The organism is Actinoplanes utahensis (assembly GCF_016862455.1).
GTDB classification, from domain to species: Bacteria; Actinomycetota; Actinomycetes; order Mycobacteriales; family Micromonosporaceae; genus Actinoplanes; species Actinoplanes utahensis.
Genome location: NZ_BOMZ01000071.1, coordinates 40,317 through 55,938 on the forward strand (window position 1 = coordinate 40,317; position 15,622 = coordinate 55,938).

The window sequence follows — 15,622 nt, forward strand, 5'->3', positions numbered from 1 at the left end:
CAATTGATCGACAAAAGGGGGGTGCCACGTGACTCGTCCGCTGGTTGCCGGCGTCCTGGTGCTCGGCCTCGTCGGTGGGCTGCCCACGCCCGCCTCCGGAGCCGCGAGCTGGACGCCCGCCTACGACCTGGAGGGCGCATGCGTCACCCTCCAGGCCTTCAACGGATCCACCTCGCTCGGCCACGTCTGGAAGGATTCGGTCGGCTACGGCTTCACCGGCTCGGTCGCCAAGGCCGAGCCGTTCCGCGCCGAGGCCACCGCGCTCGGGCGCTACCTGCTCCGGGACGCCGACGGCGCGCCGCCCTACCAGAGCGTGGCCAACTGGGTGTGGGCCGGCGGTGACTACGGTCCCCGCGCCGACTGGACGATCACCACCGACGGCAGCCGCCACCGGTTCGTGAACACCGCGACCGGCCAGCAGATGGGCTCCTACCTGGGCGGGCTCGGCACCGGCGGGGCCACCTTCGCGCTCACCCCGGCGACCGGCTGCGCCGCGATCCCGGACATCGCCACCGGCGTCAGCGGCACCCCGTCCGCCGGCGTCGACGCCGGCGGCAGGCTGGTCGGCTGGATCGACGCGCACGCACACATCACCGCGGCCGAGGCCTTCGGCGGATCACTGCACTGCGGGGACGCGTACGCCGCCGGTGGCGCCCCGGTCGCCCTGAAAGGCTGCGCGTCGCACGCCACCCTCGGCTGGGGCGCCCTCCTCGAAGCGATCATCGCCGGCACCGATCCGATCGCCTCGGCCGAGGACGGCTGGCCGACCTTCGGCGACTGGCCGCAGCACGACACGATGCTGCACGAGGCGTCCTATTTCCGGAGCCTGGAACGCGCCTGGAAGTCCGGCCAGCGGGTGCTCAACGTGCTGCTGGTCGCCAACCGGGTGATCTGTGAGCTGACCCCCCAGCACACCTCCTGCGACGAGATGGACCAGATCCGGGCGCAGGCCGCCAATCTGCAGAAGATGCAGGACTATGTGGACGCCCGCAGCGGCGGTCCCGGCAAGGGCTGGTTCCGGCTGGCGAAGACCCCCGCGGAGGTACGCCGGATCGCCGCCCAGGGAAAGCTGGCCGTCACGATCGGCGTGGAGAACTCCGAGCTCTTCGGATGCCGCGAGATCAACGGTGTCGCGCAGTGCACCACCGCCGACATCGACGCCGGGCTCGACGAACTGGCGGCGATCGGGGTCAGCGGCCTCTACCCGGTGCACAAGTTCGACAACGCGTTCGGCGGCACCCGGTTCGACGAGGGCACGACCGGCGCCGCGATCAACGTCGGCAACCTGATCTCCACCGGGCACTGGTGGCAGGCGACCAGCTGCACCGGGCCGTCGGACAATGAGCAACCGCTGGTCAGCGACGACATCGCGAAGCTGCTCCAGCTCGGGATCAACCTGCCGGCCGGCACGATCCTGCCGGTCTATCCGAGCGGAAAGATCTGCAACACCCGGGGACTCACCGCGCTCGGAACGTACCTCATCAAGAAGATGATCGACCGCGGCATGATCATCCACATCGACCACATGGGAGTGAAGACCGCGTCAGCGGTCCTGGACCTGGCCGAACAGGCCGGATATCCCGGGGTCGCCTCGGTGCACACCTGGTCCGACCCGGCCCTGATCAACCGGATGCTGGGGCTCGGCGGATTCCTCGCCAGCTACGCCTTCTCCGCCACCGACGACGGTCAGGCCACCGGCACCTTCCTGGAGGAATGGCGTGCGCACCGGGCCCTCGCCAACGGCTCGAGGATCACCGGGTACGGGGTCGGCACCGACGTGAACGGGCTGGGCCCGCAGGCAGCCCCCCGCCTGAACGCCGGTTCCAGCCCACTCACCTATCCCTTCACCGCCATCAACGGCACGACGGTCGGCAAGCACGTCTACGGCAGCCGGACCTTCGACCTGAACACCGACGGCGTCGCCCAGTACGGCCTGTACGCCGACTGGGTCACGGACCTGATCAACCAGGCCGGCGCGGACGGGCCCCTGCTGCGGTCGCAGCTGCTCAGCGGAGCCGAGGCGTACACGGTGATGTGGGAAAGGGCGCGTGGATGACGGCTGTCGTCGAGTCGCGGGTCGGCCGCGGGTGGATGGCGGCGTACGCGCTGGCCATGGTCGGTGTCGCGGCCGGCTGGTTCGGGCCGATCCAGATCCTGCTCCCCGAGCAGGCGGCCCGGCTGGCCGGCGACGACGGCAAGGAGGCTCTGCTCGCCCTGGTCACCGCGTGGGGCGCGGGAGCGTCCATGGTGGCCAACCCCCTCTGGGGCGCGCTCTCCGACCGGCTGCGGGCCCGCCGGCCGATCTTCGTGGCCGGAACCGTGATCGGTGTCGCGGGGCTGCTCGTGCTGTCCTCGGCCGAGACCAGCTCGACCATGGTGGCCGGCTGGATCCTCGTCCAGGTCGGCCTCAACGGGCCGCTCGCCGCGCTCGCCGCCCTGATCGGCGACCGGGCGCCGGAGAGCCAGCGCGGCACGGTCGGCGCGCTGTTCGGGGTCGCCCAGATCATCGGCGTCATCCTCGGCACGGCCGTGGCGGTCGCGGCAGGGGACCAGACGATCGGCTACATCGCGGTGGCGATCGCTGTTCCGGCGCTCGGCGCGGCGCTGCTGATCATCGATCGCGAGAGTCCCGTGCTCGAGCGGCGGAGAGGCCGGCTGCGCCGGCCGGGCGGGCAGTTCGTCTGGGCGTGGCTGATCCGGTTCCTGCTCAACCTGGTGAACGCGCTGGTCCTCGTCTACCTGCTGTACTACCTGTCCGACCAGGTCGGCGTCGATGACGCGGCCGGCTGGGTGCTGATCCTGACCGTGGTCAACGTGCTCTTCGCGGGGATCTTCGGGTTCGTCGGGGGGCTGCTGTCGGACCGTTGGGAGAGACGCCGGATCTTCGCGGCGGCGGGCGCGGTCGTGCTCGCCGCCGGCACCACACTGATGGCCCTCGCCCCGGCCGTCCCGGTCGTGATCGTCGCCTCGGTGCTGGTCGGCGTGGGATGGGGCGCCTACATCGCGGTCGACATGGCGATCCTCACCCAGGTGCTGCCGGACGCCGAGACCCGGGCCACCCTGCTCGGCGTCGCCAACGTGGCCGGAACGCTGCCGCAGATGCTGGCCCCCGTGCTGGCCGCGCCGATCGTCACCGTGCTCGGTGGTTACCGCGTCCTCTACCTGGTCACGGCGGCCATCGCGCTCGTCGCGCTGGCCCTCCTCCCGCGCCTTCGGGCAATTCGCTGAAAGGATCGTCTTGTACCCCCAGCTACCCGCCGGATTCCGGTTCGGCATGTCGACGTCGGCCTACCAGATCGAGGGCGCGGCCGACGCGGCCGGCAAGGGCCCGAGCATCTGGGACACCTTCACCGCCCGGCCCGGAACCGTCGTGAACGGTCAGGACGGACGAGTGGCGATCGACCACTACCACCGGTACGAGTCGGACGTCGCGTTGATCGCCGCGGCCGGGGTGCAGGACTACCGGTTCTCCTTCTCCTGGCCGCGGATCCTGGCCGGGGATGTCGCCTTCTACGACCGGCTCGTCGACGCCGTCCTGGGCGCGGGGCTGCGGCCGGTGCCGACCCTCTACCACTGGGACCTGCCGCAGGAACTGGAGGACGCGGGCGGCTGGATGAACCGGGACACCGCGTACCGGTTCGCCGACTACACCGACACGCTCGCGCTCCGCCTCGGCGACCGGGTCCGGCACTGGATCACCATGAACGAGATGAACGTGCACACCCTCTACGGGTACGCGCTCACCGACCACGCGCCGGCACGCGGGCTCGGGCTCGGGGCGCTGCCGGCCGGGCACCACCAACTGCTCGCGCACGGGCTGGCGGCGCAGGTTCTGCGTACCCGGGCGGTGGGGTCCGTCGGCATCGCGAACCAGCACTTCCCGGTGACCCCGGCCGGCGACGATCCGGCGGACGTCGCGGCAGCGGCGCTCTTCTCCGAACTCACCAACTGGACCTTCTCCGACCCGATCCTGCGCGGCGAGTACCCGAACGAGCTGATCCGGGCCGGGATCGGGACCTCGGGCGCCCGACTCGACCGGGACCTGGAGCTGATCGGGGCGCCGCTCGACTTCTACGGGGTCAACTACTACGAACCGACGATGATCGAGGCGCCGCGGGCCGGGAAGGACTACCGCGGGGTGCTCGAAGTGGACATTCCGTCGGACATGCCGTTCTCGCCGGTGCCGGTGAAGTGCGATGAACGTACCGATTTCGGATGGGCGATCGTGCCGTCCGGGCTGACCGAGATCCTGGTGACGCTGCACGAGCGGTACCCGAACCTGCCGCCGGTGATCATCACGGAGAACGGGGCGTCGTTCCACGACGCGGGGCCCGGGCCGGACGGCCGGGTCGCGGATCCGCGGCGCATCCGCTATCTCGACGCTCACCTGCGGGCGGTGGCCGAGGCCATTGCCGCGGGGGTACGGGTGGACGGGTACTACGTGTGGTCGGCGCTGGACAACTTCGAATGGGCGGCGGGGTACGAGCAGCGTTTCGGCCTGATCCACGTCGACTACACAGATCTCTCGCGTACGCCCAAGGACTCCTACTACTGGTACCGCGATCTGATCGCCGCTCAACCGCGCAGCTGATCGACGAACTGGTTGGCGAGGCGGGACAGCCGCTCGGCGCGTCCCTCCTCGGCCCAGCCGTCGACCAGGCTGAGCAGGGTGCTGCCCTCGACCAGGATGATGAAGTCGTCGATCACCGCTTCGTCGTCGACGCCGGCCCGCAGCTCACCCAGCTCCCGCGCCTCCTCGAGGCAGTTCCGCAGATGCACCCGGATCTCCTGGTGCGAGGTCCGCCGCGAGTCGGCCAGCCGCGGATGCGACAGCGCCGCCCCGGCGAAAGCCACGTTCACATGCGCGTCCGCGGCCCGCTCCTCGTCGATCGGCAGCACCGACTCCAGAGCCGCCCGCAGCGCCTCCAGCCCGAACAGATCCCCACCGATCCGGAAGGCCCGCTCCACGATCCGTTCGTAGACCGCCTTCTGCGCGGCCACCAGGATGTCGTCCTTGCCGCCCAGGAAATGCGCCAGCACGCTGAGCGAACACCCCGCCTCGTCGGCGATCGCCCGGGTGGTGGTGCCCTCGACACCGCGTGCCCGCACCACCCGCCAGGTGGCCGCCAGCAACTCGGCCTGTCGCTGCTCGCGATCCACGACCTTCGGCACGCGCTCAGCTTGCCACAGCCCCCGGCCCGCGAGGCCCGCCGGTTCAGCGTGTGGAGTCGAGGCGCGTATGACGCCGGACTCGCCACGCCGGTGGCACCTGCCCCGGCGGAGCGTGACGCCGAGCGGTTCGCGGGCCGGTTGCGGTTTGTGTCCGGCTGGTTGTGGTGGCTGTCTCAGCGGGGTTGAGACAGCCGTGAGAACCAGCCGGGGGTGACCGCAACGGCATGCATGACCCGCACCCGCGGGACGGTCGGGAGGGAACGCCTGCCGTGGCCGGCGCGAGTCACGGGACGTCGCGTGGCCCGTACCGGAATGGTCAGGGGGTGGGGTTGGGGACAGGGGTGATCACGGTCAGGTGGCGGAGGCGGCGGGCCAGCGGCAGGGTGGCGACCACCGCGACGACCGGGATCAGGAACGCCCAGCGCAGGCCGACCGGTTCGGAGAGAGCGCCCAGCAGCACCGCCCCGAGGAGCGCCCCGCCGTAGTTGAACAGGTTCACCTTGGCGACCACTTCGTCACTGCTGCCCACCGCGGCCTCCCCGGCGGCACTGAACGCCAGCGGCACCAGCACCCCGACCCCGATTCCGGCGATCGCGAAGCCGGCCACCGCGGCGCCCACCGCGGGCAGGGCGACGACCAGCCCGCAGCCGACCCCGCAGGCGGCCAGCGAACCGACGGCGATCAGCGTCCGGCCGGTCCGTGGCACCAGATGGTCGGCGACCAGGCGGCTCACCAGAACCGCGCCCTGATAGGTGGCGTAGCCCAGCGGCGCGACCGAGGCCGCCGCGTTCAGCGAGTCCTGGAGATAGACCGAACTCCATGTGCTGACCGCCGAGTCCACCAGGAACGCCGAGAAGATCAACATTCCGCAGACCAGGACCACCGGGCGTACGCTCCGGCTGCCCCCGGCATGGGCCACACTGGATCGCAGCGTCCGTCCCGGTTCGAACAGCCGCCAGCCCACCGCGCCGACCACCACGGCGAACCCGGCCGCCGTCCCGACCGCCACCGCGGCGCCCGCACCCGACTCCAGCGCCCCCGACATGAGCAGGGCGGCGGCGATCGCGGCGGCGGTGTACGCGGCGAACAGCCGGCTCATCACACTGCGCCCCAGCCGGGCCTGCACCAGCACCCCCTGCATGCTCAGCGAGGCGTCGACCGCGCCCAGGCCCAGCCCGTACCCCAGCAGGATCGCGGCGAAGACCGCATTCGGCGACCAGACCGTCGTGCCGGCGAGACCGGCCCCGACCAGGAACAGGCCCGACGCCAGCGCGTACCGGCTGCCCCAGCGCGCCGCCACCCGGTCGGCCAGCACCGACCCGCCCGCCGCCGCGACCACGACGAGCAGCAGGAGCGCCGAGACGAAGGTGTCGTCGATGCCCTGCCGATCCTTGAACGTCGGCAAGGCGGTGACCACGGCGGCGTACCCGAGTCCTTGCGCGGCATAACCGGCGCCGATCAAGCGGGCCCGTGCGCCGGCCGACATGCCGCCCTCGCTGACATCCTTCATCGATTGCCCTCGCTCCGCGGTAGGCGATGGTGGTGTCGGTCACACATCCGTTCAGCGCAGCATGCCGGTCGAGATCGTCAACGGCAACGGCTTACGTGTAAACGCCTTCGCGCGGTCCTGCCGGAGGTCACCGAGGCGGACCGTGGGCTGCCGCGCTGGGCGAAACGTGCGCACCCCCGGCCGGTTCCGTCATCGCTGACCGCCGCTGGCGAACGACACCTTCCCGGTGAACCAGGTGGGTGGCGTCGGAGGCCAGGAAGGTCACCACGGGGCCGTAGTCCTCCGCGGCGCCCGGGCGACCCAGCGGAATCTCGGCGACCGTGACCTGGTCCGGCGCCCACACCGACGACCTGCTCGAGGCTCGACGACGCTACGACGGCTGATCATCCCGCCTCGCACCTGCCTGGGCGGTGGTCACGCCGCGGTGCGAGTGCCGGGACGCGGTGGGTCGCGGGCGGGCGGAACGGCAGGCCAGGCGCCCGTGAGCGCCGGCAGTGGGAGGTCAGGGAAGGGCGTCGAGGGCGGGAGCGGCGGCCCGGAGCGCGGCGAAAGCGTCCGGGATGCGCCAGGACTCGCGGTCGCGGGGGCCGATCGGGTTGGAGATGGCGCGGAGTTCGGCGAACGGGACACCGGCGCCCTCGGCGGCGACCGCCACCCCGTACCCCTCCATGGCCTCGGCGGCCGCAAGCGGGAAACGGGCGGCGAGTCGGTCGGCGGTCTCGCCGGTGCCGGTGACGGTCGCCAGCGTCAGCACGTCGCCGCAGACCGCCTCGGGGAGGGCGGCGCGCAGGGCTTTGACCAGGTCCGGGTCGGCGTCGAGGACACTCGTGCCGAACCCGAGCTCGTCGATCGGGAGGAAGCCGCCGGGGGATTCGGCGCCCAGGTCGGCGGCGATGCTGCGGGTGGCGATGACGAGGCCGCCGACGGGGACCCGGCCGGGGAAGCCGCCGGCGATACCGGCGCTGATCACGGCGCGGTAGTCGCGGGTGGCGAGCAGGCGCGCGGTTCCCGCGGCGGCCGCGGCCGGGCCGACACCGACGGCCCCGACGACGATCCGGTCCGGGTCGAGGAGGTCACGGAAGGCTTCGGCTTCGGCGGCGACAGCGGTCACGACCAGGAGGGGGTACGGGTTCACGAGTCCTCACCATTCGTCGGCTCACCGTCACGCGTCCCGGAATCGGCGGAGGACGGCCGGTAGACGTGGTACCCGGGCGGCGCCGGAGCCGCCCCGAACCCGCCACCCGCACCGGCGTTCCCCCGGCTCTCGCCGGCGAGCCGCGTGGTCGGGTCATCGTCAGCGAACCAGTCGTCGTCAGCCGTCCGCCCAGCGGTGTACGCCCGCCCGGGTGCCCGGTCCCCGCCACGCGTCCCCGTCTGCGGGCTGTCGACCGAACGGTCACCGCCACGCGTCCCCGTCTGCCGGACGCCGGCCGATGGGCCACCGCCAGGCGTCCCCGCCCGCGGGCCGCCGGCGGATCGGTCACCGGCACGCACTCCCGGCTGCCGGCTGCCGGCCGGCCGATCATCGCCGTGCGTTCCGGGGTGCCGGCCGTCGTCGTGCGCGGTGGCGGTCCGGGTGTCGCCGGACATCCGCCGGCCGGTGGCCGAGCCGTCGGCAGCCGGCTCGGCCGGTGCGGTGGGGTTCTTGCGCCTGCCCCGCCACCACCGCCGGCCCTTCACCGCGGAAGCGGAGTCCATCCGCTGCGTGTCGCCGTCCCGCGCCGCGCCGGGGTCTGGCCCGGCGTGTTCCCGATCGGGAGCGGAGCGGCCGGCCGGGTTTCCACGGTCCGCGGCGGCGCGCGGTGACGTCGCACCGGATTCCGCCGGCGAGCGCTGCGACGGCGGTGGGTTCGACCCTGCCGGGGCCGCCTCACGGATGCCACCGGGGATCGTCCCGCTGCCGGCCCTGTCCCGGTCGTAGCCCGGGGTTCGCCGGCCGGGCCGGTTGCCGCGGGACGGGTCGGGTGCTTCGGGGCGGTCGCTTTCCCCGTACCCCGCAGCCTGGTCTTGATCTTGATTGGTGGTGGCGGTGGTCGAGGAGGCGGCAGTGTCGGAAGGGCCCGGAGCGGGGACGGCGTCGGGGCGGCCGGAGAGGCGTTCGTTGTGCAGGCGGGTGGCGGCCCAGGCGGCGCGGAGGGCGGCCAGGACCGCGAGCGCGGCCGCGAAACCGATGCCGAGGCGGCCGGGGAACGGAATGAGGCCCAGGCCGCCGCCGGCCACCCAGGCGAGCATCAGGGCGGTCTCCGAGTGGGCGAAGGCGGTGGCGCGCTGCTGCTCCGGGACGCGTTCCTGGATGCTGGCGTCGACGGCGAGTTTGGCGATGCCGCTGAAGACGGCGGTGAGCAGCGCGACAAGCGTCAGCATCGCCAGGTTGTAGAAGATCGTGGTGAGCACTGTCACACCGGCGACCACGACGAGGCCGCTGGACTGCAGCGCGAGCGGCCGCCGGATCCGCAGGCTGGTGCCGGCGGCGGTGGAGACGAACGTGCCGAGCGCGAGGGCCCCGCCGACCAGGCCGGCCGCGGTGCCCCGACCGACCTCCAGGCCGAACAGCGTGGTGTCCAGCTGGTTGCCCATGATCGCGAAGGTGAGGAAGAGCAGCAGGAATCCGTAGAGCAGGCGCAGGCTGCTGCTGCCGATCAGGGTGGCGACGACCAGGCGGCCGGAGAGGGGCATCTCCGTGCCCCGGATCCGGAGCACCGCACGCCAGGCTTTGGGCAGTGCCTCCGGGGGGTCCGAATCGGCGCGTGGCGGCAGACGGAGCGCGACGACCATGCCGACCACGAAGATGACGGCGGCGACCCGCAGCGGCCACTGTGGCCCGAATTTGAAGGCGAGCAGGCCGATCGGCGCCACCAGGGCGCCGGCGAACGTGCCGTAGACGCTGGCGCGGGCACCGGCCTGGGACAGCCCGATGCCGTCCGGCAGCAGGCGGGGGACGGCGGCGGAGCGGGCCACACCATAGGCCCGGGAGAGCGCCAGCACCCCGAAAGCCGCTGGGTAGAGCGCCCAGCCGGTCAGATGATCGGCCATCACGTAGGCCAGGAAGGCTCGGCCCAGGAAGGTGGTGGCCAGCGCGTAGCGCCGCCCGTGCCGGAAATGGTCGAGCAGCGGGCCGACCACCGGCGCCAGCAGCGCGAACGGCACCATCGTGATGAGCAGGTAGAGCGCGACCTTGCTGCGGGCCTCGCCGAGCGGAACGCTGAAGATGGTCCCGGCCAGGCCGATCGCGATGAGGGCGTCGCCCGCGCAGGAGACCGCGTGCAGATCGAAGAGCCGGATCATGCCGATCTCGCCGGCGGCGCCGCGGGCCCGCGCCGAGCCGACCCGGCGGGTGGCCCAGGCGCTTCCACGCACCGAGCCGCGCACCAGCAGCCGGGCGGCTTTGACGCCGGTGCCGACGGTGCGTCCGAGCGAGGGAAGCAGCGGCATGGGAACCATCCTGACTGATGTGGGCGACCCGCGTCCCGTTCCGGCGTCCGGCGATCCTCCTACGCCTCGCTGTCCGGCTATCTGGGGAGTCGTTGTGGGCTTCCGGGTTCGGTAGGCAACAATGGGCGGGTGACCTCCAGGACCACTTCCCGCGCCGCCCGACTCGACCAGGTCTGTGCCGATGCTGTCGGGGTGGCCAGGGGTGCCATCACCGAAGTGGACCCCGGCGACATCGGTGACCATCTCGACGCCGTCGCCGAGGGCGACCGTGTGGTTACCCACTTCTTCGAAAGTCACCTCGACGGCTACAAGGGCTGGCGTTGGGCCGTCACGGTGACCCGTGTCCCGCGCAGCCGGCACGTGACCGTCTGCGAGACGGTTCTGCTGCCCGGCCCCGACGCGCTCCTCGCCCCCGGCTGGGTGCCGTGGAACGAGCGGGTTCAGCCCGGCGACCTCGGTGTCGGCGACCTGATGCCGACCGCGCCCGACGACGACCGTCTCACCCCGGGTTATGTGCTCAGTGACGACGCCGCCGTCGAGGCCGTGTCGTGGGAGCTCGGCCTGGGCCGGTCCCGCGTGATGTCGATGGAGGGCCGGATGGAGACGGCCCAGCGGTGGTACGACGGTGACGCCGGCCCGGAGGCCCCGATCTCCGCCGCCGCCCCGCGCAACGCCCGCTGCGGCGCCTGCGGCTTCTACCTGCCGCTGGCCGGTTCGCTGCGGTCGATGTTCGGCGTCTGCGGCAACCTCTACGCCCCCGACGACGGCCGGGCGGTCAGCGCCGACCACGGCTGCGGCGCCCACTCCGAGGCCCTGCTCAGCGCCACCGCGCAGCCGGTCGACGAACTCCCGACGGTGTACGACGACAGTGAGGTCGAGTCGGTGGCGGTCAGCCGCGGGCACGGCTCGGTGGAGTCCGGCGAGCCGGCCGAGGATTACGGCCACAGCTGAGACTCAGTCGCGGGCGCTGAACTCCGGGTGTGTCAGCGCCCGGCGGCGCTTGCGTTTCCGGTCGTGGACCACCATGGTCAGGGTGCCCGGGAGGCCCCACACCAGGCCGGCGAGGCTGATCACGACCCAGTGCTGCGGCGCGTCGGCCAGCCAGGTGATCAGGGACGCGACGGCGAAGGCGGCGACGCCGGCGAGCGCGAACGGGACCATGGGCGGGTCCAGGGGCTCGGGCCGCGGTTTCGTCCCGGTCACCACGGCGAGAACCGGTAGGGGCTCACCGGTTTGCGTGGCGGGAGACAGGTCACTCACTCCGACAGGGTACGGCCATTACGTACCGCATCGGCGTAGCGCGTGAGAGTTGTAACATCACTTCGCTTTTACCGTGGTAGTTGCATCTGAAAGCATGCGCGCGTCGATCTTGCGTCATCTTTCGGAGAGTCCCATGTCTGCTGATACCGAACCGGCTGCCGGAACGGCGAACAACGCCTTCGACCGGTTCTTCGAGATAACCAAGCGCGGCTCCACGCTGAGCCGGGAGGTCCGCGGCGGCATCGTCACGTTCTTCACGATGGCCTACATCGTGGTGCTCAACCCGCTGATCCTGGCCGGTGGGGCGGACAAGTCCGGCGCGCAGCTGCCGATCACCGCGCTGGCGGCCGGCACCGCGCTGGTCGCCGGTGTGATGACGATCCTGATGGGTGTGGTCGCCCGGTTCCCGCTGGCGCTGGCCGCCGGTCTCGGTGTGAACGCGCTCGTCGCGTACGAGATCGCGCCGGAGATGACCTGGGCCGACGCGATGGGCCTGGTCGTCATCGAGGGTGTGCTGATCGCGATCCTGGTGCTGACCGGGCTGCGCACCGCCGTGTTCAAGGCGGTGCCGGCCCAGTTGAAGACCGCGATCGGGGTCGGCATCGGCCTCTTCCTGATGATCATCGGCCTGGTCGACGCCGGCTTCGTGACCCGGGTCCCGGATGCCGCCAACACCACCGTCCCGGTCGGCCTGGGTCAGGGTGGCAAGCTGATGACCTGGCCGATCGTGGTCTTCGTCATCGGTCTCCTGCTCACGCTGGTGCTCTTCGTCCGCAAGGTCAAGGGCGCGATCCTGATCGGCATCCTCGGCACCACCGTGCTGGCGATCATCGTCGAGGCGGTGGCCAAGCCGGGTGGCTGGTCGCTGAACGTGCCGGCGCTGCCCGAGAAGATCATCGACGTGCCGGACCTGTCGCTGATCGGCCAGTTCAACGTGCTCGACTCGTGGACCACCGCCGGCCCGCTGGTCGCTCTGATGTTCATCTTCACGCTGCTGGTGACGGACTTCTTCGACACCATGGGCACGATGGTCGCCGTCGGCCAGGAGGGTGAGCTGCTGGACGCCGAGGGCATGCCGCCGCGTACCAAGGAGATCCTGCTCGTCGACTCGGTCGCCGCGGCGGCCGGTGGTGCGGCCAGCGTGTCCAGCAACACCTCGTACGTGGAGAGCGCCTCCGGTGTCGGCGAGGGCGCCCGGACCGGTGTCGCCAGCCTGGTGACCGGTGTGCTGTTCCTGGTCGCGATGTTCTTCGCCCCGCTGGTGAAGGTGGTTCCGTTCGAGGCGGCGTCGACCGCGCTGGTCGTCGTCGGCTTCCTGATGATCACCACGATCCGGCAGATCGAGTGGTCGGACTACACGATCGCGGTGCCGGCGTTCCTGACCGTCACGTTGATGCCGTTCACGTACTCGATCTCCAACGGCATCGGGGCCGGGATCATCTCGTACGTCGTCCTGAAGCTCGCCACCGGCAAGGCGAAGGACATCCACCCGCTGATGTACGGCATCGCGGCGCTGTTCGTCCTCTACTTCGCCCGGGGCCCGCTGGAGGCCTGGATCCTCTGAGGTCCGGTAGCCGTCACCGGGTGCGCTAGCGTGCCCGGTGACGGCTGTCATACGTGGTGAAAGATGTCGACCCCGAGCTTGTTAGCTAAGCTAAGGATCGTGACGGAGCGGTGATGATGACGGAGCGCACGACGGCGGACACGCTGGCCAAGACACTGCGCGACGCGATCATCAGGTTCAGCCGGCGAGCCCGGCAGGCCCGACCGGTCGGTGACCTGACGTTCAGCCAGCTCTCCGCGCTGACCAGCCTCCAACTGGCCGGCACGCTGACTCCTCGTGAGCTCGCCGATGTGGAACGGGTCCAGCCCCCCACGATGACCAAGATCGTGGGCAAGCTGGAAGAGCGTGGGCTCGTGGCACGCAGACGGCACCCCACCGACGGACGCCAGGTCATCCTGGAGGCCACCGATGAGGGACGGGCCGTCTACGCGCTGCATGAGCGGGCCCGCAACGAGTGGCTGGCCGGGGCATTGGACCGGCTCACCCCTGAGGAACAGGAAACCCTGGCGACCGCCGCCGAGATCCTGCACCGGATCGCCCGCGGCTGACCGCCACCCGGGTCGTTCCGCTCTCGTCACCCGGCGATGACGCGTACGACTCGAGGGGGCTGTTCTGAACGCCGTGTTCCGATCCCTACAGGTCCCGAACTACCGGCTCTTCACCGTCGGCCAACTGGTGAAGCTGATGGGCGTGTGGATGATGTTCACCGCCCAGGACTGGCTGGTCCTCGAACTCTCCGATAACTCCCCGGGCGCCCTGGGGACGGTGACCGCGCTGCAATTCGTACCGGTCATGCTCCTGACCCTCTGGAGCGGCCGCCTCGCCGACCGGTACGACAAGCGTAAGATCCTCATCGCCGCGAACGCCGCCTTCGCGTTCTTCGCCATCGTCTTCGCGGTGCTGGTCGCCGCCGGAGTCGTCCAGCTCTGGCACGTGTTCGTCTCCGCGCTGTTCCTCGGCGTCGCGAACGCGGTCGAGACCCCGGTCCGGCAGGCGTTCGTCTCCGAACTCGTCGAACTGCGCCTGCTGCCCAACGCCCTGGCGCTCTCCGCCGCCACCTTCAACGTGGCCCGGATCAGCGGGCCCGCGCTGGCCGGTGTGCTACTCGCGCTGCTCTCCACACCCGCCGTGTTCCTGATCTCGACCGTGCTGGCGATCGCCCCCGTCTTCACCTATCTGCGGATGCGGCCCGCCGACCTGCACCGGTCCGAGCGCAAGTCCCGCGGCAGCGCCCGGGTGATCGACGGCCTGCGGTACGTCGGCAAGCGCCACGACCTACTGCTACCGATCTGCCTGATGGCCGTGATCGGCATGATCGGCTTCAACTTCCCGGTCACCCTGGCCGCCCTCGCGAAGATCGACTTCAACGCCGGCCCGTCGACGTTCGGCCTGCTCACCACATGCCTGGCGATCGGTTCGCTGGGTGGGGCCATGGCCGGCACCCGGCGGCGTTCCCGGCCCGGCGCCTACCCGGTGATCGGCGCCGCGCTGCTCTTCGGGATCTTCGAGTTCGCGGTCGGCTTCGCACCGAACTTCGTCACCGCCGCGATCCTGCTCGTCCCGACCGGCTTCTTCTCGATCTACCTGGCGCAGGGCTGCAACCACCGGGTGCAGATGGGCGTCGACCCGGAATTCCGGGGTCGCGTCATGTCCCTCTACGTCCTGGTCTTCCTCGGCACCACACCGATCGGGGCCTCGCTGTCCGGCTGGTGGGGCGAGCACTTCGGAGTGCCGTCGAGCATCTGGGCGGCCGGCCTGGTGAGCTTCGCGGCGGCGGTGGGCGCGCTGATCTGGCAGCTGCGGGTCTCCGGCGACAAGATCAAGATTTCGGTACGCCCACGCCCTCGCGTACGTGTCCTCAGCCCCGAAGCCCTCGACCCCTCCTCGTCCTCTGACCCGGCCCCGGCGTCATCCTCAGCCCTGTCGTCATCCTCATCCTCATCCTCGGCCCCGGCCCCGGCCCCGGCCCCGGCCCCGGCCCCGGCCCCGGCCTCGTCTTCTACCGCGTCCTCGTCTCCTGCCTCAGCCCCGGCGTCGTCCTTAGCCCCGGCGTCGTCCTCAGCCCCCGCCTCATCCTCTGGCCGGGTAACGGCTGCGGGCCCGAGTCCTGTTCCGGTGTTCGGCCCGGCCACGGGTTCCGCTTCAGATTCGTCCGCGGCTGCAGGTCACTCGTCTTCGTCCGCGGCTGCAGGTCACCCGTCTTCGTCCGCGGCTGCAGATCACCTGTCTTCGTCCGCGGCTCCAGGTCACGCGTCTTCGTCCGTGGTTCCAGATCACTCGTCGGCTTCGGGCTCTCGCTCGACGGCGGACGAGGGCGGTGAGGTGCCGGAGAGCACGCCGCGAGTGCCGGCGGGTTTCCGGGCGCACGCCGAACCCCTGACACGTTCCGAATCGAGAGCGCCGGTCTGACCCAAAGCCGGGTGGCCGCACCATCGACGCGACCACCCGGGAGTCCAGTCAGTGGTAGACCAGGAGAGCTCCAGAGTGATTTCCGGCACATCAGCGGGTCTGGCGTCACTGCTCCCGAAGGCCCGGATCGGTACCTCACCGGGTCTCGGCGGCGTTGGAATCCGGGGAAATACGGAATCTCCTCACGATCGCCTCTTTCGAGGGAATCACGAGGTCAGAGCGGATGATGTTGGCACAGCAGGCTCCCCCGAACGGGTATTCCGGACCGGCGAGTC

10 protein-coding genes and 2 pseudogenes are annotated in these 15,622 nt (G+C 71.1%); 7 read left to right on the forward strand and 5 right to left on the reverse strand.

Annotation, left to right across the window (positions count from 1 at the left end; translation table 11 throughout):
- Nucleotides 1-28: 28 nt before the first annotated feature.
- From Aut01nite_RS24175 to Aut01nite_RS24185, 3 genes are read left to right on the forward strand one after another with little or no spacing between them, the layout of a single operon-like run.
- Nucleotides 29-2,056, forward strand: a complete 2,028-nt coding sequence (locus Aut01nite_RS24175) for an amidohydrolase family protein (protein WP_043522671.1) — start codon at nucleotides 29-31, stop codon at nucleotides 2,054-2,056.
- Nucleotides 2,053-3,228: an MFS transporter gene (locus tag Aut01nite_RS24180; RefSeq protein WP_043522669.1), complete on the forward strand. Its 1,176-nt coding sequence runs from the start codon at nucleotides 2,053-2,055 to the stop codon at nucleotides 3,226-3,228. The genes Aut01nite_RS24175 and Aut01nite_RS24180 overlap by 4 nt, the downstream gene beginning before the upstream one ends.
- A 10-nt stretch (nucleotides 3,229-3,238) precedes the next feature.
- Nucleotides 3,239-4,591 carry a GH1 family beta-glucosidase gene (locus Aut01nite_RS24185; RefSeq protein ID WP_043522667.1) on the forward strand — a complete coding sequence of 451 codons (1,353 nt, stop codon included), beginning with the start codon at nucleotides 3,239-3,241 and terminating at the stop codon, nucleotides 4,589-4,591.
- Here the strand turns inward: Aut01nite_RS24185 and Aut01nite_RS24190 are convergent.
- From Aut01nite_RS24190 to Aut01nite_RS24205, 4 genes and pseudogenes are all read right to left on the reverse strand, one after another.
- The gene (locus Aut01nite_RS24190) at nucleotides 4,576-5,172 is read right to left on the reverse strand and encodes a TetR/AcrR family transcriptional regulator (protein WP_043522666.1); all 597 of its coding nucleotides are present in this window, start codon (nucleotides 5,170-5,172) and stop codon (nucleotides 4,576-4,578) included. The two genes, Aut01nite_RS24185 and Aut01nite_RS24190, sit on opposite strands and share 16 nt — an antisense overlap.
- 316 nt (nucleotides 5,173-5,488) lie before the next feature.
- On the reverse strand, nucleotides 5,489-6,682 hold the full coding sequence (locus Aut01nite_RS24195) for an MFS transporter (RefSeq protein ID WP_052163221.1): 1,194 nt from the start codon (nucleotides 6,680-6,682) through the stop codon (nucleotides 5,489-5,491).
- Between the two features lie 502 nt (nucleotides 6,683-7,184).
- On the reverse strand, nucleotides 7,185-7,817 hold the full coding sequence (locus tag Aut01nite_RS24200) for a futalosine hydrolase (protein ID WP_043522664.1): 633 nt from the start codon (nucleotides 7,815-7,817) through the stop codon (nucleotides 7,185-7,187).
- Between the two features lie 887 nt (nucleotides 7,818-8,704).
- Nucleotides 8,705-10,123 (reverse strand): annotated as a pseudogene (locus Aut01nite_RS24205) (MFS transporter); the annotation flags it as partial.
- 120 nt (nucleotides 10,124-10,243) lie between these two features.
- On the opposite strand from Aut01nite_RS24205, the gene Aut01nite_RS24210 reads away from it, so the two are divergent.
- On the forward strand, nucleotides 10,244-11,065 hold the full coding sequence (locus Aut01nite_RS24210; RefSeq protein WP_043522663.1) for a DUF3027 domain-containing protein: 822 nt from the start codon (nucleotides 10,244-10,246) through the stop codon (nucleotides 11,063-11,065).
- A 3-nt stretch (nucleotides 11,066-11,068) separates the two neighbouring features.
- Here the strand turns inward: Aut01nite_RS24210 and Aut01nite_RS24215 are convergent, their stop codons facing one another.
- Complete coding sequence (locus Aut01nite_RS24215) at nucleotides 11,069-11,275, reverse strand: DUF2530 domain-containing protein (protein ID WP_052163219.1); 207 nt, start codon at nucleotides 11,273-11,275, stop codon at nucleotides 11,069-11,071.
- 232 nt (nucleotides 11,276-11,507) lie between these two features.
- Between Aut01nite_RS24215 and Aut01nite_RS24220 the strand changes: the two genes are divergently transcribed.
- The 3 genes and pseudogenes from Aut01nite_RS24220 to Aut01nite_RS24230 all read left to right on the forward strand — a co-directional run.
- On the forward strand, nucleotides 11,508-12,938 hold the full coding sequence (locus Aut01nite_RS24220; RefSeq protein ID WP_236642524.1) for an NCS2 family permease: 1,431 nt from the start codon (nucleotides 11,508-11,510) through the stop codon (nucleotides 12,936-12,938).
- Nucleotides 12,939-13,054: 116 nt separating this feature from the next.
- Nucleotides 13,055-13,486 (forward strand): MarR family winged helix-turn-helix transcriptional regulator, encoded by a 432-nt coding sequence (locus tag Aut01nite_RS24225; protein ID WP_043522865.1) that lies wholly within the window; start codon nucleotides 13,055-13,057, stop codon nucleotides 13,484-13,486.
- Nucleotides 13,487-13,550: 64 nt separating this feature from the next.
- Nucleotides 13,551-14,793: pseudogene (locus Aut01nite_RS24230) on the forward strand (MFS transporter); the annotation flags it as partial.
- Nucleotides 14,794-15,622 lie beyond the last annotated feature (829 nt).